Genomic DNA, 22,449 nt, shown 5'->3' with positions numbered 1-22,449 from the left:
CTCCTTAAATACGGCGCTAGGGTTCCCCCTTAGAAACCAGCAGCCTTTCTTTCTTTCCTAAAGGGCGTACCCCCGTTCAAATTTCCCTACCAGATTGTAGCGATACGCGACGCAGCATTGAATTTTGCATCTACCAGACGCAGTCTGCCGCCATGACACGCCCCCTTACCGCGCATCGCCCCGGCCTTGGCATCTTGTTAAAAGTTGCAGCGATTGGCCTCTTTACCGTCATGTCGGCACTGATAAAGGCCGCAACTGAAGAGGTTCCCATTGGACAAGCGGTGTTTTTCCGTTCGTTCTGCGCGATCCCGATTATCATGCTCTGGCTTCTTGTACGTGGTGAATTACGGGACGGCCTTATTGCTAAACGCCCAATGGGACATGTCTGGCGCGGTGTGATCGGCACCTCAGCGATGGGACTTACATTTGTCGGTCTCAGCCTACTGCCGCTTCCTGAAGTCACAGCGATTGGCTTTGCGACACCTATATTTACACTAATTTTTGCAGCAGCCCTGCTGGGTGAGACCATTCGAATGGTGCGCATCAGCGCAGTGGTCATTGGCCTTGTTGGGGTCACCATCATGCTGTGGCCCCGCCTGGGTGGTGGTGATGAGCTCAGCACGGCTGCGGCCATTGGTGCTGTTTGCGTGCTCGTTGGAACAATGTTGCGTGGTCTGGTCCAAATCCACATTCGCCGTCTTGTGCAAAGCGAACACACGGCAGCGATTGTGTTCTACTTTTCAATCACTGCTTCCGCCTTAGGCCTACTGACGCTGCCCTTTGGATGGGTTCTGCCAAGCAACGCCGCGCTGCTCATGCTTATCACTGCAGGTTTGATTGGTGGCGTAGCACAAATCCTGATCACCTCGTCTTATCGATTTGCTCCAGCTTCCTTACTGGCACCTTACGACTATGTTTCGATGATCTTTGCAGTCATTCTTGGATATTTCTGGTTCTCAGAGCTGCCCACTGTGATCATGTTGGCAGGCGCCGTACTTGTGATCTGCGGCAATGTCGTAGTCATATGGCGCGAAAGCCGCCTTGGCCTTGTCCGTGGCAAGGCACGCCCGATGATCGATATGAAAGGCGGTTAAGATGCTGATTTCAAACGCTCAGTCAAAGCTTTGATCTCTTCACGCAAAAGGTCAATCGCCCCCGGATCATCCCCGGCAGCAGCCGAAACACATAGACCGACATCAACCGCATCCACCTCAAGCGCGCGCCCTTTTTCAGACAAGCAAATCGAAACACTTCTCTCGTCTTCCGGATTGCGAGTGCGTGTCAAAAAGCCCGCTCCCTCCATCCGTTTTAGCAAGGGTGTCAACGTATTGGTTTCCAATGCCAAAGCCTGCCCCAATGCGCCCACAGGTTGGTTGTCTTTCTCCCACAGAGCCAACATTACCAGATACTGGGGATAGGTCAGCCCAAGCTTCGCAAGAAGCGGCCGATAAAGACGCCCCATCACATGGTTCGCGGAATAAAGCGCAAAGCAAAGCTGTTGATCAAGTGGCAAGGTCTGTCGGGTCATTCACAAGACATAAATCTTCCCTGAAGTGAGCTCAAGGCTTGCATATTTTTGGAAACTCCATATTTATATCGCACACGATATAATCGCAAACGATAAATGGAGTACCTCATGTCTGTAAGCCCCATCTACACCGCTTCAGCAAAAGCAACTGGAGGTCGCGAAGGCCACGCAACCGTTCCAGCATCTGGTCTAGACCTTACGCTTGCGCCCCCCACCGAGATGGGCGGATCTGGCAAGGGCCACAATCCAGAACAGCTGTTTGCCGCCGGGTATGCGGCCTGCTTCATTGGCGCGATGCAATTCGCCACAACCCAAGATGACAGTCTGGCCAAAGTCCCAGCTGATGTCACTGTCTCTGCGGATGTTGGCATTGGCCCACGTGAGGCGGGTGGATTTGGCTTGACGGTCGCACTGAATATTTCACTGCCGGGTGTCGACGCCGAGGCGGCACAGACGCTGATCGAAGCAGGCCATAAGATCTGCCCTTATTCCAACGCCGTTCGAGGCAACGTTGAGGTAACCAATACCCTTGTATAACCAGCCTTAAGCTTGGACATAAAAAAGGCACGCTGAACCGCAGCGTGCCTTTCGAATTAAACAGCTTGCATGCTGTTAGGCGCGTACAAGCGCCTCATAGTCAGCCGCAATCTCACGCGTCATATCGCCAACTTCAAAAGTATAAGGCCCGATTTCACCAACCGGAGTCACCTCAGCGGCGGTGCCTGTCAGCCAGCATTGCTCAAAACCGTCCATCTCTTCGGGTTTGATACGGCGTTCATGAACGGTGATACCTTTGTCTTTCAGCATCTGAATCACGGTTTGGCGCGTAATCCCATTCAGAAAGCAATCCGCCAATGGGGTGTGAACTTCTCCGTCTTTCACAAAGAAAATATTGGCCCCTGTTGCTTCAGCCACATAACCCCGCCAGTCCATAAACAACGCGTCCGAGCAGCCTTTTGCCTCGGCTTTGTGCTTTGAGATCGTACAGATCATGTAAAGGCCTGCGGCTTTTGCATGCACAGGAATCGTTTCAGGGCTGGGGCGTTTGTATTCGGCGATATCCAGTTTTGCGCCCTGCATCTTGGCATCGCCGTAATAGGCACCCCACCCCCAGATCGCAATTGCCATGCGCACCGGGTTTTTCGCAGAAGCAACCCCCATGTCCTCACCAGACCCGCGCCAGACGATCGCGCGCACATAGGCATCTTCAAGGCCCGAGGCTTTCAGCGTCTCTTCTTTGGCTTTTTCGATATCCTCAACCGAATAGGGCATCGGCATATCCAGCGCCTCAGCCGAGGCAATCAGACGCTCGGAATGTTCGCGGCTTTTGAAGATCTTACCATTGTAAGCCCGCTCACCCTCAAAAACGGAAGACGCATAATGCATCGCATGGGTCAGCAGATGCACCTTTGCATCACGCCAGTTGATCAATTCTCCGTCCATCCAGATCAAACCATCGCGATCATCGTAAGTTGCCATATCTCTCGCTCCCAAGGCACAGAATTTCCGTTTATTGCGCCGCAAAAGATTCCAATGAAGCATTATTGCGCAAAATCTGAGATTCGATACATGTTCGCTCTTGGAATGTCAACATCACTGACTTAAACTGCTGACGAAGAAGAAGGAAGAGAAGACATATGTCTGATGGGCGACCTGGACCGTTTGGCGGGGGCGAAAGCCTGCTGTTTTTGACGGATGAACAATTGCGCCAAGGCATCGAAGCGATGTTTTTTGCCTACCGTGGATTCACCGCAGACCCAGATCGGATCTTGGCAAAACTGGCCTATGGCCGCGCCCATCACCGCGCCATCCACTTTATCAATCGCGCGCCGGGCACCACCGTCAACAATCTCCTGTCTATTCTTGGCGTCACCAAACAGTCTCTTAACCGCGTTCTGCGCACCTTGATTGCAGATGGTTTGGTTGAAAGCCGTGTCGGAACAGTTGACAAGCGGGAACGGCATCTGTTCTTGACAGAACAAGGCCATGCGCTTGAAGCACAATTGTCAGACGCGCAACGCGAACGCATGCGCGCCGCCTACAAGGACGCAGGACCAGAAGCTGTGCAAGGCTTTCGTAAGGTTCTGGAGGCAATGATGGATGCGGATATGCGCCGTGCTTATGTTAAACTGCGGGAAACCAGCTCATGATTTTTGATGCCCATCTTCTGATCGTTGACGATGACGAGCGCATTCGCGAGTTGCTAAAAAAATTCCTGATGCGCGCAGGCTTTCTGGTAACCTCAGCCCGCGACGCGGAACACGCCCGCCGCATTCTGGGGGGCTTGGATTTTGACATGATCATCATGGACGTGCGCATGCCCGGCGAAGACGGCGTTTCCCTCACACGGTCGCTGCGCGAAACCATGGCAACTCCGATCTTGCTACTCACCGCGCAAGGCGAAACCGAAGACCGGATCAAGGGTCTAGAAGCCGGCGCGGATGATTATCTGGCCAAACCGTTTGAGCCCAAAGAGCTTTTGCTGCGTATAAACGCCATTCTGCGCCGTGTTCCCGACACCAAGGCCGAAGAGAGCACCCCCAAGGTGCTGCATTTAGGTGAAAACCGCTATGATATCGAACGAGGGGAACTCTGGCAGGGACAAGAACTGGTGCGCCTGACAAGCACCGAGAGTCAGCTGATGAAAATCTTTTCCGCCTGCCCGGGTGAGCCAGTGAGCCGCGCCAAACTGGTCGAAGATCTGGGCCGCGACCGGGGACAGGCCCAAGAGCGCGCTGTTGACGTGCAAATCACACGCCTGCGCCGCAAGATCGAACCCAACCCCAAACAACCCCAATACCTGCAAACCGTCCGCGGCGCAGGCTACATGCTGGCTCCGGATTGATCATAAGCTAAAGACTGCAGCGCCCCACGCTATGCACACCACACAGGTACAGTCTGCCAAAGCACACTTTTGGCGCGGGTCCCGGCATTGTGATTTGGCAAAGCATTTTTGCAAATGTCCGACCATTCACTGATAAAGTATTGGCAGCGTGCCAAGTACATCAATTAGCCAGTTCAAATACTACGAAAATTAAATTGCCAACCACATCACCACAATGACACTGGCAAAAAGCAGAAAAAGCCCCGCGATGCCTCGCAGTGAGGGCACGATCAGATAGGATTTGTGGGGTCGCCTTGGACTATAAAAAACGGTGACACCGTTTCCCTGATGCCTTTGGATCCCAGTCATCTGCCACTTCGCCATTCTGGTTCCAGTTGCTTGAACCATGAATGGGCTCAGGTTTGCTCCGGTATGCAGAACTCCATCAACAGAATATTCGTACTTCACCCGCGCGGCATACATCCCATCACCACCACCTCCATACCCTGAAACTCCTTCTTCAAGGAGCCTTCCAAGTGTATGAGGCCAGCGACGCATGCGAAAACAGCTCACCACGCAAAAAACAGACAAAACTAATGCGTAAGCAATGCAAACATACAAAACCGCATAACGTTCCCCAGCGCATAAATCGTTCCAAAACTCTTGCATGAAACCCACTACAACAAATGAAATTCAGAAAGACAACGCCGAAGCTGGGCTTGGCCACGGCACCTAAATAAGGAACGGCGTAGCTTTCTCGCCTTCAGAAGCACTTTGCGCGATACCAACCTAAACGTATTTTCCATAAACATTCCTCCCTTTCCACGCGCGAACACCCCCACAAAAAGAGCTTGCAGGCGAAAGAGCGGGAGGCATAGTCTGCGCCACACAAACGCAAAGGGCTTTCGCTCCGGGAGGGTGTTTTGACCACAGCATTGATAACCCACGCAGATTGCCTGCAACATGTCACGCCAGACGGGCATCCTGAACGTGTCGCGCGACTGGAACATGTCCTCCACGCTCTAGAAGGTCTTGATCTACAGCGGGTTACGGCCCCGATGGCGGCCGAAGATGATCTGTTGCGCCTGCATCCCAAGGATTATGTAGACGGGATCCGTGCAGCTGCCCCGCAGGCAGGTTTTGCGCAGGTTGACGGCGACACATTCCTGTCGCCCGGCTCGGTTGCGGCAGCCTACCGCGCAGCGGGGGCAGCAATCCGCGCGGTCGATCTCGTATTAGGCGGCGATGTTCAAAACGCCTTTGCGGCTGTGCGGCCACCCGGCCATCACGCCGAGACAGACACGGCGATGGGATTTTGTTTCTTTGGCAATGCGGCACTGGCCGCCAAGCACGCGCTGGAACACCACGGGCTGAAACGCGTTGCGGTTGTGGATTTTGACGTCCACCACGGCAACGGCACGCAGGATTTGTTATGGGATGAAGCGCGCGCTTTGGTGATTACATCACAGCAAATGCCGCTCTGGCCCGGATCAGGCAAACCCGAAGAAGATGGCGCACACGGTCAGATCATGAACATCCCCTTAGCTCCAGAATCAGGTGGGGCGGAAATGCGCGCAGCCTATCAGGCGCAGGCCTTCCCGCGCATTCAGGCATTTAACCCCGAACTGATCATCATCTCTGCCGGTTTTGACGCCCATCAAGACGACCCGCTCGCCAATTTGAATTGGTCTACGAGCGATTTCGGCTGGCTCACCGCTGAGCTTTGTACACTTGCGCGTGAAATCTGTTCTGGCCGTATCGTCTCGACTTTGGAGGGCGGATATGATCTGAACGCGCTGGCCGCCGCCACCAAGGCGCATGTGGAAGAATTGATAAAGGCAGGATCATGAGCGAGACCCCCGTCGAAGACCTAAGCTTTGAACTGGCAATGCGTGAACTGGAAACCGTAGTCGATCAGCTGGAGCGGGGCGATGTCGCGCTAGATGCTTCGATCGCACTCTATGAACGCGGCGCGGCGCTCAAGAAACGCTGCGAAGATGAGCTGAAGCGCGCCGAGGAAAAAGTGGCTGCAATCACGCTGGATGCAAATGGAACTGCGCGCGGCACCGCGCCATTGGACGCAGGCTAAAACATGGCCGACATCTTCAAGGATGCGCTGACACAGGCCCAGTCCCAGATCACCGAACAGGTCAACCTGCGCCTTACCGGTGATGATGCTCTGCATGCAGCCATGCGTTATGCCATTGTCGGTGGGAAAATGCTGCGCGGCTTTCTGGTTTTGGAAAGCGCGCGCCTGCACGGAGTGGCACCTCAGGCGGCGTTGAATGCCGCCCTCGCGATTGAATGCGTCCATGCTTATTCACTGGTGCATGACGATCTGCCCTGTATGGATGACGATGATCTGCGCCGCGGCCAGCCCACGGTCCACAAAAAGTGGGATGAGGCGATGGCGGTTCTGGCAGGCGACAGCCTGCAGGGCTTTGCCTTTGAACTTTTGGCTGATCCCGCAAATGGCCCCCATGCCCTGACACTCATCAAAGGTCTTGCGCAATCCGCAGGCAAAGACGGCATGGTCTCAGGCCAGATGCTGGACATCGCCGCTGAAACCGCCACAACGCCTTTGACACTGGAACAGATCACAAAATTGCAAAGCCGCAAAACCGGCTGCCTGATCGAATGGTCCACCATCGCAGGCGCAGTTCTGGCTGGCGATGATCCGGCCCCTCTGCGCCGCTATGCCACGGCGCTTGGACTTGCCTTTCAAATCGCCGATGACATCCTAGATATAGAAGGCGACGCCGCAAAAGTTGGCAAAGCCCTGCGCAAGGATGACGCAGCGGGCAAAGCCACTTTTGTCTCTTTGCTGGGACTGGATACTGCCAAAGCCCGTGCCGCTGAATTGGTTACAGAGGCCTGCGCCGCGCTGAAACCCTACGGCGATGACGCGCAATGCTTGAAGGATGCAGCGCGCTTCGTTATTTCGCGCGATAGCTAAACCTTGAGGGCCCAGCCCCTCAGACACGCCACAAGGAACGCCCATGTCAGACCGGCCCCATACCCCGCTGTTGGACCAGATTGCACGCCCCGCAGATCTGAAACACCTAAGCGACGCCCAACTGACACAAGTGGCGCAAGAACTGCGCTCTGAAACGATTTCAGCCGTGTCTGAAACCGGCGGCCACTTGGGTGCAGGCCTTGGCGTTGTGGAGCTGACGGTAGCTCTGCACGCTGTCTTTGATACCCCCCGTGACAAACTGATCTGGGACGTGTCGCACCAGTGCTACCCCCATAAAATCCTGACAGAACGCCGTGACCGTATTCGCACGCTGCGCACCAAAGACGGGTTGTCCGGGTTCACCAAACGCTCCGAAAGCCCCTATGATCCTTTTGGCGCGGCACATTCGTCAACGTCCATCAGCGCCGCCCTTGGGTTTTCTGTTGCGCGCGATCTGGGTGGTATCATCCCCGAAGGCAACGGCGATGCGATTGCCGTGATCGGCGATGGCTCCATGTCGGCAGGCATGGCCTTTGAGGCGATGAACAACGCAGGCCATCTGAACAAACGCATGTTTGTGATCCTGAACGACAACGAAATGTCCATCGCGCCACCTGTTGGCGCGCTGTCCTCTTACCTGTCGCGCCTTTACGCTGAACAGCCCTTTCAGGATCTGAAAGCCGCCGCCAAAGGGGCCGTTTCCCTGCTGCCCAGCCCCTTCCGGGAAGGCGCCAAACGCGCCAAGGACATGCTGAAAGGCATGGCGGTCGGTGGCACCCTGTTTGAAGCGCTGGGGTTTTCATATCTTGGTCCTATCGACGGCCACGACATGGACCAGCTTTTGCCGGTTCTGCGCACGGTGAAAGAGCGCGCCACCGGCCCCGTCCTGATCCATGTCCTGACCAAAAAGGGCAAAGGCTACGCCCCGGCTGAAGCGGCAGATGACAAAGGTCACGCCACCGCCAAATTTGATATGGTCACCGGCAAACAGAAAAAAGCGCCCTCAAACGCGCCCTCTTACACATCCGTGTTTGGCAAAACCTTGGTGGATCTCGCTGCTAAGGATGATAAAATCTGCGCCGTGACCGCAGCGATGCCCGATGGTACCGGCCTCAACCTGATGGCCGAACGCTACCCCTCGCGCACCTTTGATGTTGGCATCGCGGAACAGCATGGTGTGACCTTTGCTGCCGCGCTCGCGGCAGGTGGGATGAAGCCCTTTTGCGCGATGTATTCGACCTTCTTGCAGCGCGGCTATGATCAGGTTGTGCATGATGTTGCCATCCAACGCCTGCCAGTGAAATTTGCCATCGATCGCGCAGGACTTGTTGGTGCAGATGGTGCAACCCATGCAGGCAGTTTCGACATCGGCTTTATGACCAACCTGCCCGGCATGGTGGTGATGGCCGCCGCCGACGAGGCCGAGCTTGCCCATATGGCCAAAACGGCTGCTGACTACAATGAAGGTCCGATCGCCTTCCGCTACCCCCGTGGCGAAGGCGTTGGGGTTGATCTACCAGAGGTGCCCGAAGCGCTGGAAATCGGCAAAGGCCGTATTGTGACCAAGGGCGCACGCGTTGCGATTTTATCCTTTGGCACGCGCCTGTCCGAAGTGCAAAACGCCGCCGAAGCACTGGCCGCAAAAGGCATCACGCCCACCATCGCTGACGCCCGTTTTGCCAAACCGCTGGACCGTGACATGATCCTAGATCTGGCGGCCAACCACGAGGCGCTGATCACCATCGAAGAGGGCGCGGTTGGCGGCTTTGGCTCCCACGTCGCGCAATTGTTGGCCGACGAAGGCGTCTTTGATCACGGTCTAAAATTCCGCTCCATGGTGCTGCCCGACACCTTTATCGATCAGGCGAGCCCTGCCGATATGTATGAGGTCGCGGCGATGAACGCGCCCCAGATCGAAGCCAAAGTGCTTGAAGTTCTGGGCGTTGCATCGATTGGTGAGAAGCGGGCTTAAACGCCCGTTACCTCGGCAAAAAACCAACGGAGAGTTCAAAGTAAACCTTGTACACGCGTGCTGACCAATGACGGTTCACACGGTAGACAAGAGCAGCAACCTCATCGTCACCCATCATCCACGCCGGAATATGTTCAGGCCGAGCAACAAAGAGATCCAACAGCGCCATCCGCTCTGACACCGCAATAAACACTGCAGGTGAAAAAATGATTCCGATCCGTCGGGACAGCGGAATGTTACGCCAGATCTTTTGCACGGTCCCCGGGAAACGGACTTCAAGTTGCCGCCGCAACCGCCCCAACGTCCGCCACTGCAAAACAATGAACAAAAATAGCATTGCCTATGTCAAACCCCTGGCGGATCCTCAGGCGGCACAAACCCTGCCAGATCTTCGGCCTCCAACACAGCCTTCAATCCAGCCCGATAGTCAGGATACAGCAGCTTAACACCCAGCTCCCCCTTGATCCGATCGTTTCGCACACGTTTGTTTTCACCATAAAAACTGCGTGCCATTGGGCTCATCGCAGCTTCATCAAATGGCACCTCAGCTGGCATGGGCAGTCCCAGCAGCTCCGCGGCATAGCCCAAAACATCCTGTGGCGGCGCCGGTTCATCATCACAGACATTGTAGACAGCACCCGGATTGGGGCGCTCGATTGAAGCGTCAAGAACTCGGGCGATATCGTCAACATGGATCCGCGAAAAAACCTGCCCCGGCTTTATGATACGCCGCGCCTTACCCGACATCAGCTTGGCAAACGGGCCGCGCCCAGGGCCATAAATCCCAGCAAGACGAAAAATGTGTACTGGGGCACCCAATGCCTGCCAAGCGTCTTCTGCTGCCACGCGCCATGCTCCACGGCCCGCGCTTGGCGTGGGGGGCGTCTCCTCAGTCACCCAAGCCCCAGCGTGATCGCCATAAACTGCGGTGGTCGACAGATAGCCAACCCACTTTAAGTCCGCAGCACGCAATGCGGCTCCCAATTCGGGCAAGACGACGTCTCCCTCTGCAGTGGGGGCGATAGAGCATAAGACATGTGTCACACCCGCAAGAGAAATCTCTTGTCCCGGCCATTGGATCACCTCCCCCTCAGACAAGGCGCGCCCATCGCGAGAGGTCCCAATCACACGCCATCCTTTCGGCCCCAAAAGACGCGCCAAAGCCTGGGCTGAATAACCATATCCAAGACAAAGAAGAGTATTTTCCATCCCTTCTAAATGCGCAGCATGCCATCACCATGCAAGAGCCAACTGGCAAAAGAATAAGGTCAAAACCCAAGATCGCACAAAAAGACTACAACCTTTTTGCAGAGAAAAGAGGGCGGGCTCCCGCCCGTCTCGGGACTGTCAAATGACAGATCCCTCCCCCGTTGGGCCAAGCGCCGCTGCGCGGCGCAGTCTCGTCTAGGCGCAGCCAATGTACTTGCCACCAACCGCGCCGTGCCACAGGCACGGCGCCACGCCCAACTGTGAAGGTCATCACAGATGACCTAGAACAGGCGGGAGCACCCCCGAAACTTAATATCCCTTCCAGACGGGATCGCGTTTTTCAGCAAAAGCGCGCGCGCCTTCTTGTTGATCTTCGCTCTCATAGAGCACATCAACCGTGGCAAGCTGGCGTTTGGTGATGCGATTCATCGCATCTTGAAACTTCGCATTTTCAGCTTCGCGCACAATTTCTTTGATTGCCGCGTACACCAAGGGCGGACCAGCAGCAAGATGTCGTGCAAGCTCCCAAGCCCGGTCCATCAACTGATCCCCCGCAACAATCTCATTCACAAGCCCCCATCTTTGCGCCTCCTCTGCATCAAACCAACGCCCTGTCAGCAACAGTTCCATCGCGATATGGTATGGAATACGCTTGGGAAGCTTCACACTGGCCGCATCCGCAACCGTACCGGATCGAATTTCAGGCAATGCAAAACGCGCGTGATCCGCCGCAAGTATCAGATCTGCGCTCAGCGCCAATTCCAACCCGCCACCGCATGCGATTCCGTTCACCGCTGCAATCACCGGTTTGTTCAAGTCTCGCAACTCTTGCAGACCGCCAAAGCCCCCAACGCCGTAATCGCCATCCACAGCATCACCCGCTGCTGCCGCCTTTAAATCCCACCCGGGGCAAAAGAACTTTTCGCCACCCCCTGTCAAAATCGCCACGCGCAGGTCCGGATCATCGCGAAACGTCTGAAACACGCGCCCCATCTCACGACTGGTCGCAAGATCAATGGCATTCGCTTTGGGGCGATCCAAAGTAACCTCTAAAATTACACCATCACGTCGGGTTCGTATCGCAGCCTCCGTCATGAACTAATCCTTTCTGCGCAACAGCGCATCAGCAGCCACCGCATCCGTTGCGGTACACAGCAATGGGTTGATTTCGATCTCGGCCAGCCCCTCTGCTTCGGCCAGCACATAGGCCTCAACAGAGCGGATCGCACGTAGGATCGCGCCGCGATCTGCTGCAGGCGCGCCGCGATACCCCTCCAACAGCGGTGCGATACGCAAAGACGACAACGCCTGTTCAATCATATCATCAGCCACGGGCAACAACAAAGACGCCTGATCCTGCCACAGCTCGGTCAACGTCCCCCCTGCCGCCAGTGTAAGCACAAATCCATGGGCCGGGTCTTTGACAACACCAATCAACAACTCAGCCGCCACACCTGTGATCATTTCCTCCACCAGATAGCGGCTGGAGGGCATTGCATCAGCTGCCTCACGCACCGAAAGCCCCTCTTGCAGATTCAGCACCACCGCCCCTGCTTCGGTTTTATGCGCAATACCTTCTCCCTTTAGAACCACAGGAAAGCCGATATCTGCCGCAACCGCCCGCGCCGCACCAGGCGAGAGCGCACGCCGTGCCAAAGGCACCCGCAGGCCAAAGGCAGCAAGCCGCGCCTTGGCATCTGCTTCAGGCACCAGATCCGCGCCCACTTGGGGCGTCGGCAATAACACCGGATCAGGTATATCTCGCAAGATAACGCTGGCTGCCTCACAGGCTGTCAAAGCGACCTCAATCCCCGCAAAGGGTACGATTCCAGCTGCTATCAAATCTTGTGCGACATCTTCGACCATCAGTTCTGGTAATGTCGAAATGACCCCCACATGCGCCCCCGGCACTGTTTCTTTGGCTGCTTTCAAAGCGGCCAGTGTGATGTGCCAATCCTCGGGGTCACAGCGATCCGGGCGCGGCACATCTAACACAAGCAGCGTTATCGCGGCATCTGGCGCCATCATCGTCGCAAAACACTGCGTCATCGCAGCTTCATTGCGCCAGATTGACGTATGATAATCAAGCGGATTCGCCACGGTCACAGCCTGTCCAAGCACCGCTCCAAGCGCGGTGGCCTGATCTGCTGAAAGCGCAGGAAAGGTGAGATCCAGACCAAGCGCTGCATCTGCAACCAGACTGGCCTCCCCTCCTGAACAGCTCATGCATCTGATCTGCCCTGACGGCAAAGCCCCGGTGATGTGCAAAAGCTTTAGCGTCTCCAGAAAGCTCGGTAAATCCGGCAGACGCGCAATGCCAAGCCGGGTCAAAAATGCTGCGGCCCCGGCATCCCCCCCGGCCAGCGAAGCAGTATGCGACAGGGTTGCAGCCTTCGCTGCATGGGAACGGCCTACTTTCAAAGCAACGATACGTTTGCCCAAGTCCCGCGCCCGTGCAGCAAGGGCTTCAAACGCGCGAAGATCTCCAAAGCCTTCAATATGCAAGCCCAGCGCTGTAACACGCGGATCCTCCAAAAGCGCTGTTGCAATCTCAGCAATGCCTGTCTGCGCCTGATTGCCAGCGGTGACAACATAGGCCAGCGGCACACCGCGCTGCTGCATTGTTAGGTTCAGCGCGATGTTGGAACTTTGCGTGACAATTGCGACGCCATGGTCAACCCGCACACCACCATGCTGATCCGGCCACAGCAAAGCGCCATCAAGATAATTGATAAACCCATAGCAGTTCGGGCCCAAAAACGGCATGTCTCCCGCCGCCTCCAACAGCTGTGCGTTCAGGCTGCGAACCGTGTCATCTTCTGCCTCAGCCTCTAAGAATCCCGATGCAAAACACACAGCGCCCCCAGCGCCGCACGCTGCAAGACCTGCAACGATATCAAGCGTTGCCGTGCGATTAACCCCCACAAATGCAGCATCTGGCGCATCTGGCAAGTCAGTGACACTGCGAAACGCACGCAGCCCTGCAACCTGCTCTGCGCTGGGATGCACGGGCCAGATTTCGCCTTGAAATCCCATAGCACGGCATTGTTCAATCACAGAGGCGCACCATGTCCCTCCTCCGATGACTGCAATAGATTTGGGGCAAAAAAGCCTGTTCAGAGCCTGCATGTGATCCTATTCGGGGCTGGCCTGCTCCACCCGATCTAGGTGGCCAAGGTCTTGGTTCGGGTTGATCTTGTCACGGACCCGCGTCTTTAGGTCTTTCACATCCGGAAAGCCACCGTCGCGTTTTCGCTCCCAGATCAATGTGGTATCAAGATGTATTTCAAAAATACCGCCCGTCTCACCGGGAACAAGCGTCACACCCCCTAATTGCTCCTTAAAAGTCGACAACAGCTCTTGCGCCATCCAACCTGCGCGCAACAGCCAATTGCAGCCAATGCAATAAGTGATGGTAACAACAGGTTTCTGGGTCGGCTTGGTCATAACTATCCTCCGTGGGGTCTAAGAAGTTCACGACTGATGATATGCCGCTGAATCTCGCTTGTCCCCTCCCAGATCCGCTCCACCCGCGCATCACGCCAGATGCGTTCAAGCGGCAACTCATCCATCAAGCCCATACCGCCGTGAATTTGGATGGCCTCATCCGCGACCATCGCCAGCATCTCGGTCGCTTTCAACTTGGCCATGGACATATCCGCCTCAGTCACTGTGCCCTGATCAAATTTCCATCCCGCTTCCCACGTGAGGAGATGCGCCGCCTTCAGTTCAAGCGCCATATCCGCCAGTTTGAAAGAAACGCCTTGAAACTTGCCAATCTTCTGGCCGAATTGCTGTCGCTCTGCTGCATATTCAACCGCATGTTGGAACGCACGTTCAGCGCGCCCTAAACAGGTGGCCGCAACCTGCAGGCGCGTTGCCCCCAGCCATGTGTTGGCAACCTCAAATCCCTTATCAACCTCACCCAGCACCGCCGAAGACGGCAGGCGGCACTCATCAAATTCCAATACCTGATTGGTATAGCCGCGGTGCGATACATTCTGATACCCATCCCGAACCGTAAACCCTGGCGCGCCTTTATCTACAAAAAACGCCGTGATCTTCTTTTTCGGGCCGCGCGCCGTCTCTTCAACACCCGTGGCCATAAAGACGATGGCGAAATCCGCAATATCTGCATGGCTGATAAAATGCTTGGTGCCATTCAAAATCCAATCGCTGCCCTCTTGCCGGGCCGTTGCAGCCATACCGCGCAGATCTGACCCTGCCCCCGGCTCGGTCATAGCAAGGCAATCCCATTTCTCTCCTGCCATACAGGGATAAAGATATTTCTCTTTCTGCTCATCCGTGCCCGCAAGCAAGATGTTGCAGGGCCGCGCGACACAGGTCCAATGCAGCGCATAATTTGCGCGCCCCAGTTCCTTTTCATACATCAGCCACGTCAACGTATCGAGCCCAGCGCCCCCAACTTCTTCGGGCATATTCGCTGCATAAAGCCCCGCTTCAATGGCCTTCGCTTTCACCTCTTGGATAATCTCGCGGGGCAAATGCCCAGTGCGCTCCACTAAGGCTTCGTGCGGATATAATTCACGCTCCACAAACGCACGTGTGGTTTCGACAATCATTGATTGCTCGTCGGTCATAGCAAAATGCATGAATCAGCTCCCCAAGATTCACCCTTGAACATCACGATACGCAGCGCCACAATTCAAACTGTGCTCAAAAAGACGAAATCATGCCTATTTGGAAAAAACAAAGTGCCGCCGCGCAGCAAATGGACATCCTGCTGTTTGACGCGTTCTCGCTACAATGCCTTGCCAATGTCGTGGAACCTATGCGCGCCGCCAACAAGCTGGCACAGCAGACCCTTTATAAATGGCGTGTTCTCACCCTAACTGGCGCTTCGGTCTGTTCATCCTCTGATATGGAAATTCACGCCCAGGGCCCACTGTCAGAGGCCGCAGGCGACACGCTCTTTGTAATGCCAAGCTACGGGTTTGCAGATCTGAGCACCTCAGGAACACATCGCGCACTCAGAGCGGCTGAACGCCGCTACACCTGCCTTGCCGGTCTTGATACAGGGGCCTGGCTTTTGGCGGGTGCTGGTTTGCTTGATGGCTATCGCGCCACCCTTCATTTTGATGAATTTGAACGGTTCTCTGAAACCTTCCCAAAGGTGTCCGCCCAGCGCCACCGCAAGGTTTTGGACCGAAACCGTATTACCTGCTCAGGCGCATTGGCTGCCTTTGAACTGATGCTGGATCTCATCGGGCAAACACATGGGCAGGCCTTGCGGCTGGATGTCTCCGCCCTCTTTATGGGGGCCGAACAGACAGGGCCCGAAAGTGCCGCGCGGATCTACAGTACCAACACCAGCCGTGTGATAGAGCTGATGCAACGCAATCTTGAAACACCCTTACCCTTATCGGTCTTGTCACAGCGCCTTGGCCTCAGCCAAAAAGAGCTGGAACGCCGCATTAAGACCGAACTCGGCATCCCTCCGCGAACGCTATACCGGCATTTACGATTGTCACAGGCCCATAGGCTCCTCATGACCCAAGACCTCTCCATCGCTGAGATCGCCCTGCGTTCGGGGTATGAAAACGCAAGCGCCTTTACCCGTGCTTTTCGTCTGGCCTACCACACAACCCCGCGCGCCCTGCGCAAAGGCCGTTGAAAACCAGTTCAAACGCCAAACACCACCTGATGCATGATCCGTCCGGGCAATAGTGTAAAGGCTCCCGCCAGCAACAGAGACAAGCAATAAAGCCGTATCATTGCTTTCCTATGCGCTGCAATCCGCCCCCGTCGCGCCGCGTGCACCGCATAGGCCAGCACCACAAGCGTAAAGAGCGACAATCCGTGGATAGGGCTAAACGGTCCCAAAAGGCGGATTTCCAATATGAAAAACGAGCTGACGGCGACCACGGCCATCCCAGCGACCCAGAGCCGCCCCATGACGATGTGCAAAAAACCTCCCTTGGGCAGCAACAGCTGAACAGCGCCCAAAAGGGTTGCAGCCATGGCGGCCAATGCATGCAAAGGAATGGGGGCAGCAGCATCAAACAAAGGGTGCATCATACGACTTTCAATAAATTCTATAAACTGCTTAGCGCTTAGAATCCGCCCAATCCATATGAAGTTCCCATGAAATCACCATTGTGGCTCTTGCGCATGTGGGCGCAAACAGTGTTTGATAAACCATGTCAGAGATTGCTTTCCCAAGTTGGCCCGACGTCGCCCCCCAATTGATCAATGTTGCCGCCGGTCGCGCGCCTGCGGATACGGTTGTGCGTGGTGGCATATGGGTGAATGTGCACACGCGTGAGGTTCTGGATCACCACGACATCGCAATAAAATCGGGCCGCATCGCCTATGTTGGACCCGACGCCAGTGCCTGCATTGGACCCGAAACCAAAATCATCGAGGCCAAAGGCCGCTATATGATCCCCGGCCTCTGTGATGGACATATGCACATCGAATCCGGCATGTTGACCCCCGCCGAATTCGCCCGTGCCGTGATCCCTCATGGCACCACAACCATGTTCACCGACCCCCATGAAATCGCCAATGTGCTTGGGCTGGAAGGCGTGCGATTGATGCACGACGAAGCCCTCATGCAACCGGTCAATATCTTCACCCAGATGCCATCCTGTGCCCCCTCCGCGCCGGGGTTGGAAACAACCGGTTTTGAAATCACCCCCGAAGATGTGGCTGAAGCCATGTCATGGCCCGGAATTATTGGTCTGGGTGAAATGATGAACTTTCCCGGTGTGGCCAATGCTGATCCAAAGATGCTCGCGGAAATCGCCGCCACCCAACGCGCGGGTAAAACAGTGGGCGGGCATTATGCGTCCCCTGATTTAGGCCCTGACTTTGCCGCTTATGTGGCCGGCGGCCCCGCGGATGATCACGAAGGCACCTGCGAAGCAGACGCCATCGCGCGGGTCCGCCAAGGCATGCGCTCTATGATGCGGCTCGGGTCTGCATGGTATGACGTGGAAAGCCAGATCACAGCGATCACTGAAAAAGGGCTTGATCCACGCAACTTTATCCTGTGCACCGATGATTGCCATTCGGGCACGTTGGTGAACGACGGACACATGAACCGCGTGGTGCGCCACGCCATCGCCTGCGGATGTGATCCGCTGATCGCGCTACAAATGGCAACGATCAACACCGCAACCCATTTCGGGCTAGAGCGCGACCTCGGATCTCTCACCCCCGGACGACGGGCTGATATTATTCTGACCTCAGATCTAACCACATTACCCATCGAAATGGTCATCGGACGCGGTAAAATCATCGCAGAGGACGGAGAGATCAAAGTTGACTGCCCCCACCTTGACTGGCCCGAACATGCGCGTGGCACAGTGCATCTGGGCCATACCTTGAACGCGAAAAACTTTGAAATCAGCGCGCCAGACGGAGCCACATCCGTTACCGCCAATGTGATTGGCGTGGTGGAAAATCAGGCCCCAACCAAAGCCCTGCAGGCAGATCTTGCAGTGAAAGACGGCCTTGTTGAACCAACACAAGACATCTGCCAGATCGCGCTTGTCGAACGCCATCGCGGCACAGGCGGCGTCACCAACGCCTTTGTTTCAGGCTTTGGTTATCAAGGCAAAATGGCCATGGCTTCCACCGTGGCGCATGACAGTCACCATATGATCGTCGTTGGTACAGACCATGAACAGATGGCGCTGGCGGCCAATCGCCTTGGCGACGTGGGCGGCGGTGTCACCCTGTTCAAAGACGGGGCCGAACAGGCCCTTGTCGAACTGCCCATCGCTGGGCTGATGTCCGACAGCCCCGCAACTGAGGTCGCCGCCAAGGCCGAAGCCTTGGGCGCCGCCATGCGGGCCTGCGGCTGCGACCTGAACAATGCCTATATGCAGCACTCTTTGCTGGCGCTGGTGGTGATCCCGGAATTGCGGATTTCAGATCTTGGCCTGATTGATGTGCGTACTTTCAAAAAAATAAATGTAATTGAGGCTTCCGAATGACACTTAAAACACCCAATCCTCCCGCATCCGAAAGCTTTATGGATGCAACAGCTGCCGTAGACCGTCTGCAAGAGCTGTATGATCAGGCCACTGATTTTCTCACGCATGCATTTTCAGAAGCTGTTGAAAACGGTGTCTCTGATACGGTGCATTACCGTGCCTTTTATCCCGAAATCCGGCTGAAAATCACCTCTTACACGCCCGTCGATAGCCGTCTCAGCTTTGGCCACGTGTCCGCCCCCGGCACCTATGCCAGCACTGTCACCCGGCCAGATCTGTTTCGCCATTATCTGATCCAGCAAATTCGTCTTTTGATCCGCAACCATGGCCAGCCCGTGGAAATCGGCGTCTCAGCCACGCCTATTCCAGTCCATTTTGCTGTCGTCGGGCGCGAAGACGTCACAGTTCCCCAAGAAGGCACCGCAGGTTTTGTGCTGCGCGATGTCTTTGATGTACCGGACCTGTCCACCACCAATGATGACATCGTGAACGGAACCCATGACGTCTCCACGGGCGACACCGGCCCACTGGCACTGTTTACGGCCCAGCGCGTGGATTATTCGCTGGCCCGCTTGGCCCATTACACCGCCACAGATCCTGAACATTTTCAAAACCACGTTCTGTTCACCAACTACCAGTTCTATGTCTCGGAATTTGAAGCCTACGCCCGCGAACAACTGGCAGATCCGGCGTCGGGTTACACCGCCTTTGTGAGCACCGGCAACCACGAGATCACAACCACCGATGGCGAGATCCCCGAAACCTCCAAAATGCCGCAGATGCCCACCTACCACCTCAAACGGGACGACGGAAATGGCATCACATTGGTCAATATCGGTGTCGGGCCGTCCAATGCCAAAACCGCAACCGACCATATCGCGGTTCTGCGGCCTCATGCCTGGCTGATGGTTGGACACTGCGCAGGCCTGCGCAACACACAGGCGCTGGGTGATTTTGTACTGGCCCATGCCTACCTGCGCGAAGATCACGTTTTGGATGATGATCTGCCCGTCTGGACACCCATTCCTGCGCTTGCCGAAATTCAGGTCGCCTTGGAAGAGGCCGTGGCCGATGTCACGGCCCTGAAAGGCTATGATCTGAAACGCATCATGCGCACTGGCACCGTGGCAACAATTGACAACCGCAACTGGGAGCTGCGCGACCAATCCGGCCCCGTCAAACGCCTCAGCCAGTCGCGTGCTGTGGCCCTTGATATGGAAAGCGCAACAATCGCCGCAAATGGCTACCGGTTCCGCGTCCCTTATGGCACGCTACTGTGTGTGTCAGACAAACCCCTGCACGGTGAATTAAAGCTCCCCGGCATGGCATCTGATTTCTACCGCACGCAGGTCGCACGACATTTGCAAATCGGGATCAAAGCCATGGAAGGCCTGCGTGGCATGCCTTTGGAGCGCCTTCACAGCCGCAAGTTACGATCCTTTGACGAAACCGCCTTTCTCTGACAGCGAAAAACAGCTTATTTTAAGGGAAAATTGCCGAAATCGAGCAGGTTTTGTGCAACAGCTCGTTGTGTTAAACCACAACATACCGCTAATGTTGCGCCATGAGGCCCAAGACATCGGGCAATTCTAAGGAGAGACAAAAATGTCCAAACCAATGACCAAAACTCAGCTGGTCGCCGCATTGGCAGAAGAGATGGACAGTGACAAGAAAATCGCAGGTGCCGCGCTGGACGCGATCTGTGGCTTGATCACCCGCGAAGTATCAGGCGGCGGTGCCGTCACCTTGCCTGGCATTGGAAAAATCTACTGCCGTGAACGCCCCGAGCGCGAAGTGCGCAATCCCGCCACGGGCGAGAAATTCATGAAAGAAGCGGACAAGGTCGTGAAAATGACCATCGCAAAAGCTCTGAAAGACAGCGTCAACGAAGACGCCTAATTCTCAGCTTCAGCACACGCTTTCAAAAGGGTCGCTCTTGTAGCGGCCCTTTCTTTTTGGTCTCCCTCTTTTTTCACTTGCCCTCAAGGTAACTTGAGGTCGCAAACAAGACGCCATCTGACCACATCGTTCACATGGAGACCATTGATGCACGTTCTGACCATTCTGGATCACCCAAACCCAAATTCCTTTAGCGCCGCTGTAGCACAGCGTTTCATGGCTGGAGCCAAAACCGCCGGGCATACAACCGAATGTGCGGATTTACATGCTGAAGGGTTTGATCCGGTCTGGCGGCAAAGCGATATCACCCCCGATCCAGACCACCCTGCCCAAGCAGCCCTGCACCGCGAACAAAACCGGATCACCCGAGCTGATGCGCTCTGCTTTGTCTTCCCTCTGTACTGGTGGGGGATGCCAGCAATGACCAAGGGATGGATGGATCGGGTGTTTCAATGGGACTGGGCCTATAATCAATTGTCTGATCCCAACGCCTCCCTTCTGAAACCACGGCCAACTGTCCTTCTGGTTCCCGCAGGCTCACGATCTGATGAGCTCGAGACCAAAGGCTATCGCTCTGCACTTGAAACGATATGGTTCAAAGGCACGTTTGGCTATTTCGGTTGCACCCCGCGCAAGTTAGAGCTTCTGTGCGGCGCAAAAGGGTCTGATGACCGACGCCAGACCCTGCTTGCGACCAGCTTTCGCACAGGCAAAAACATAGGCAAATTCATTCAAGATTAAGAAGCATTTACCTTCACACCTGCGTTATTCCGCCGGGGTTTTACCAATTCTTAGAACGCTACCATGAATAGTCCACAAACGCATTTGCTCAGAACTCAGGGAAAACAGAAGTTGCCTCAAATTAGAATACCCAATGCCTCTTGCGCTCATTCAGAACCAACAGCGCAAGATGTGGAAACACTTGTCCAATTGGCCAAATCACAATCCTTAGAAGATGGCGGCATCGCGACCGCAAATCTATTGAAACAGGCTCTAACATTAGATCCAAGCCACCACGAAGCTCAGCTCTTGCAGGACCGCCTGCATCATTCTTTTGTACCACGCTGGCATTATCCGATGATGGCTGACACCGCCCGAAACGAAGCCTATACCGCCGCCATTCAGGCCAAAGTACGCCCCGGTGACATCGTTCTTGATATTGGCTGTGGTGCGGGTTTAACCGCGATGATGGCCGCGCGTGCAGGCGCAAAACACGTCTATACCTGTGAACAACAGCCCCTGATTGCTCAGGCCGCACGCAAGGTTATTGCGGACAATGGGCTCAGCGATCGCATTACTGTTTTGTCAAAATGGTCGCATGAAATTGTGATCGGCACTGACATGCCTGAACCTGCAGATGTCGTGCTGTCGGAAATTGTCGATACCATGTTGCTGGGCGAAGGGGCTTTGGCCACGCTCACCCATGCTATGGCAGCCCTCGCAAAACCCGGTGCGCGCACCATCCCCGAACGTGGGAGATTGATGGTCCAGCCCGTTGAAAGCCACCGGTTGGCGCATCAAATGCGGCCTCAGCAGGCAGAAGGCTTTGATCTCTCCGCCTTCCACCGCTTTGCCAAGGTTGCGCAAATCACACCAAATGATTGTGCCACCTATAATCTGCGCGCGCTTGGTCCTGCAGTGGATCTGTTTGGCTTTGATTTCACCCGCCCAAGCTTGGAATCCGCTCGCCAAAGCGCAGATGTATTGATCACCCGCACCGGGAAATTCCACGCCGTCTGCGTCTCCTTTGAGATGGAGCTTGCCCCCGGCATTTCAGTCACCAATGATCTGGGATCAGATGGCCATTGGGGACGCACAGCCTTTCTGTTGGATCAGCCAAAACGGGTGCAGCCCGGCGACATGATGCGTGTCACCGCACAACATGACACCTCCGCGCTCAGCCTTGCTTTGCATGAAAATACCTTGCAGCACGCCACATCAGACGGCGCAGTGCTGTGGGTGCAGAAAGATTGGGCAGAGACAGAGCCCAACCTGTCAAAAGATCTGCCCGAAGACGCCGCGATTTGGTCACAGGCACAGGCTGCGCCATCTCGCCCCTCTCATCACAATTGACCACTGCGCGCAGCCAAACCAACA

Annotated in this window: 24 protein-coding genes; 14 read left to right on the top strand and 10 right to left on the bottom strand. The window is 55.5% G+C overall.

The window, feature by feature from the left end; genetic code table 11:
* The first annotated feature begins 152 nt into the window (after positions 1-152).
* Positions 153-1,094 (top strand): DMT family transporter, encoded by a 942-nt coding sequence (locus tag BLP79_RS10700; protein WP_090218849.1) that lies wholly within the window; start codon positions 153-155, stop codon positions 1,092-1,094.
* On the opposite strand, the gene BLP79_RS10695 is transcribed toward BLP79_RS10700, so the two are convergent.
* Entirely contained in the window at positions 1,091-1,528 is a 438-nt protein-coding gene (locus tag BLP79_RS10695; protein ID WP_090218848.1) for a MarR family winged helix-turn-helix transcriptional regulator, read from the bottom strand. The two genes, BLP79_RS10700 and BLP79_RS10695, sit on opposite strands and share 4 nt — an antisense overlap.
* 108 nt (positions 1,529-1,636) lie before the next feature.
* Here BLP79_RS10695 and BLP79_RS10690 point away from each other — a divergent pair, with 108 nt between their 5' ends.
* Positions 1,637-2,065 (top strand): organic hydroperoxide resistance protein, encoded by a 429-nt coding sequence (locus tag BLP79_RS10690; RefSeq protein ID WP_090218846.1) that lies wholly within the window; start codon positions 1,637-1,639, stop codon positions 2,063-2,065.
* A gap of 75 nt (positions 2,066-2,140) precedes the next feature.
* On the opposite strand, the gene BLP79_RS10685 is transcribed toward BLP79_RS10690, so the two are convergent.
* Positions 2,141-3,007 carry a branched-chain amino acid aminotransferase gene (locus BLP79_RS10685; protein ID WP_090218845.1) on the bottom strand — a complete coding sequence of 289 codons (867 nt, stop codon included), beginning with the start codon at positions 3,005-3,007 and terminating at the stop codon, positions 2,141-2,143.
* Positions 3,008-3,165: 158 nt separating this feature from the next.
* On the opposite strand from BLP79_RS10685, the gene BLP79_RS10680 reads away from it, so the two are divergent.
* Together BLP79_RS10680 and BLP79_RS10675 are read left to right on the top strand one after the other, a co-directional pair.
* Positions 3,166-3,678 carry a MarR family winged helix-turn-helix transcriptional regulator gene (locus BLP79_RS10680; protein ID WP_090218843.1) on the top strand — a complete coding sequence of 171 codons (513 nt, stop codon included), beginning with the start codon at positions 3,166-3,168 and terminating at the stop codon, positions 3,676-3,678.
* Complete coding sequence (locus BLP79_RS10675; RefSeq protein ID WP_090218841.1) at positions 3,675-4,373, top strand: response regulator; 699 nt, start codon at positions 3,675-3,677, stop codon at positions 4,371-4,373. Before BLP79_RS10680 ends, BLP79_RS10675 begins: the two co-directional genes overlap by 4 nt.
* 189 nt (positions 4,374-4,562) lie before the next feature.
* Here BLP79_RS10675 and BLP79_RS10670 read toward each other — a convergent pair whose 3' ends face one another.
* The gene (locus BLP79_RS10670; protein WP_090218839.1) at positions 4,563-5,021 is read right to left on the bottom strand and encodes a DUF3592 domain-containing protein; all 459 of its coding nucleotides are present in this window, start codon (positions 5,019-5,021) and stop codon (positions 4,563-4,565) included.
* A gap of 254 nt (positions 5,022-5,275) precedes the next feature.
* On the opposite strand from BLP79_RS10670, the gene BLP79_RS10665 reads away from it, so the two are divergent.
* The 4 genes from BLP79_RS10665 to dxs are packed head-to-tail and all read left to right on the top strand — an operon-like array spanning position 5,276 to position 9,280.
* Positions 5,276-6,202: a histone deacetylase family protein gene (locus BLP79_RS10665; RefSeq protein ID WP_090218837.1), complete on the top strand. Its 927-nt coding sequence runs from the start codon at positions 5,276-5,278 to the stop codon at positions 6,200-6,202.
* Complete coding sequence (locus BLP79_RS10660; RefSeq protein ID WP_090218835.1) at positions 6,199-6,441, top strand: exodeoxyribonuclease VII small subunit; 243 nt, start codon at positions 6,199-6,201, stop codon at positions 6,439-6,441. The genes BLP79_RS10665 and BLP79_RS10660 overlap by 4 nt, the downstream gene beginning before the upstream one ends.
* Before the next feature lie 3 nt (positions 6,442-6,444).
* Entirely contained in the window at positions 6,445-7,308 is an 864-nt protein-coding gene (locus tag BLP79_RS10655; RefSeq protein WP_090218834.1) for a polyprenyl synthetase family protein, read from the top strand.
* A 43-nt stretch (positions 7,309-7,351) separates the two neighbouring features.
* Complete coding sequence (dxs, locus tag BLP79_RS10650; RefSeq protein WP_090218833.1) at positions 7,352-9,280, top strand: 1-deoxy-D-xylulose-5-phosphate synthase; 1,929 nt, start codon at positions 7,352-7,354, stop codon at positions 9,278-9,280.
* A gap of 7 nt (positions 9,281-9,287) precedes the next feature.
* Here dxs and BLP79_RS10645 read toward each other — a convergent pair whose 3' ends face one another.
* From BLP79_RS10645 to BLP79_RS10620, 6 genes are all read right to left on the bottom strand, one after another.
* A complete protein-coding gene (locus BLP79_RS10645; RefSeq protein ID WP_090218831.1) occupies positions 9,288-9,617 on the bottom strand; it encodes a hypothetical protein in 330 nt (109 codons plus the stop codon).
* Between the two features lie 8 nt (positions 9,618-9,625).
* A complete protein-coding gene (locus BLP79_RS10640) occupies positions 9,626-10,489 on the bottom strand; it encodes an SDR family oxidoreductase (RefSeq protein ID WP_090218830.1) in 864 nt (287 codons plus the stop codon).
* 309 nt (positions 10,490-10,798) lie between these two features.
* A complete protein-coding gene (locus BLP79_RS10635; protein ID WP_090218828.1) occupies positions 10,799-11,584 on the bottom strand; it encodes a carnitinyl-CoA dehydratase in 786 nt (261 codons plus the stop codon).
* A 3-nt stretch (positions 11,585-11,587) separates the two neighbouring features.
* Positions 11,588-13,618: an acetate--CoA ligase family protein gene (locus tag BLP79_RS10630; protein WP_090218826.1), complete on the bottom strand. Its 2,031-nt coding sequence runs from the start codon at positions 13,616-13,618 to the stop codon at positions 11,588-11,590.
* 6 nt (positions 13,619-13,624) lie between these two features.
* Positions 13,625-13,936 (bottom strand): Rdx family protein, encoded by a 312-nt coding sequence (locus BLP79_RS10625; protein WP_090218825.1) that lies wholly within the window; start codon positions 13,934-13,936, stop codon positions 13,625-13,627.
* A gap of 2 nt (positions 13,937-13,938) precedes the next feature.
* The gene (locus tag BLP79_RS10620) at positions 13,939-15,102 is read right to left on the bottom strand and encodes an acyl-CoA dehydrogenase family protein (protein ID WP_090218823.1); all 1,164 of its coding nucleotides are present in this window, start codon (positions 15,100-15,102) and stop codon (positions 13,939-13,941) included.
* 80 nt (positions 15,103-15,182) lie between these two features.
* Between BLP79_RS10620 and BLP79_RS10615 the strand changes: the two genes are divergently transcribed.
* Complete coding sequence (locus tag BLP79_RS10615; RefSeq protein WP_090218821.1) at positions 15,183-16,124, top strand: GlxA family transcriptional regulator; 942 nt, start codon at positions 15,183-15,185, stop codon at positions 16,122-16,124.
* Between the two features lie 8 nt (positions 16,125-16,132).
* On the opposite strand, the gene BLP79_RS10610 is transcribed toward BLP79_RS10615, so the two are convergent.
* Positions 16,133-16,528, bottom strand: a complete 396-nt coding sequence (locus BLP79_RS10610; protein ID WP_090218819.1) for a DUF2306 domain-containing protein — start codon at positions 16,526-16,528, stop codon at positions 16,133-16,135.
* Positions 16,529-16,650: 122 nt separating this feature from the next.
* Here BLP79_RS10610 and ade point away from each other — a divergent pair, with 122 nt between their 5' ends.
* The 5 genes from ade (at position 16,651) to BLP79_RS10585 (ending at position 22,425) form a co-directional block, all read left to right on the top strand.
* Positions 16,651-18,453: an adenine deaminase gene (gene ade, locus BLP79_RS10605; protein WP_090218817.1), complete on the top strand. Its 1,803-nt coding sequence runs from the start codon at positions 16,651-16,653 to the stop codon at positions 18,451-18,453.
* A complete protein-coding gene (locus BLP79_RS10600; protein ID WP_090218815.1) occupies positions 18,450-19,916 on the top strand; it encodes an AMP nucleosidase in 1,467 nt (488 codons plus the stop codon). The genes ade and BLP79_RS10600 overlap by 4 nt, the downstream gene beginning before the upstream one ends.
* 142 nt (positions 19,917-20,058) lie before the next feature.
* Positions 20,059-20,352: an HU family DNA-binding protein gene (locus BLP79_RS10595; RefSeq protein ID WP_090218814.1), complete on the top strand. Its 294-nt coding sequence runs from the start codon at positions 20,059-20,061 to the stop codon at positions 20,350-20,352.
* Positions 20,353-20,499: 147 nt separating this feature from the next.
* Positions 20,500-21,093, top strand: a complete 594-nt coding sequence (locus BLP79_RS10590) for an NAD(P)H-dependent oxidoreductase (protein WP_090218812.1) — start codon at positions 20,500-20,502, stop codon at positions 21,091-21,093.
* Positions 21,094-21,264: 171 nt separating this feature from the next.
* Positions 21,265-22,425, top strand: coding sequence for a class I SAM-dependent methyltransferase (locus BLP79_RS10585; protein ID WP_408607943.1), 1,161 nt, complete (start codon positions 21,265-21,267; stop codon positions 22,423-22,425).
* The last annotated feature ends 24 nt before the right edge of the window (positions 22,426-22,449 follow it).

The sequence above is a fragment of the Epibacterium ulvae genome, assembly GCF_900102795.1.
Classification (GTDB): domain Bacteria; phylum Pseudomonadota; class Alphaproteobacteria; order Rhodobacterales; family Rhodobacteraceae; genus Epibacterium; species Epibacterium ulvae.
Note: the sequence above shows the minus strand (reverse complement) of the source record. Positions and strands in the feature narration are given on the sequence as shown.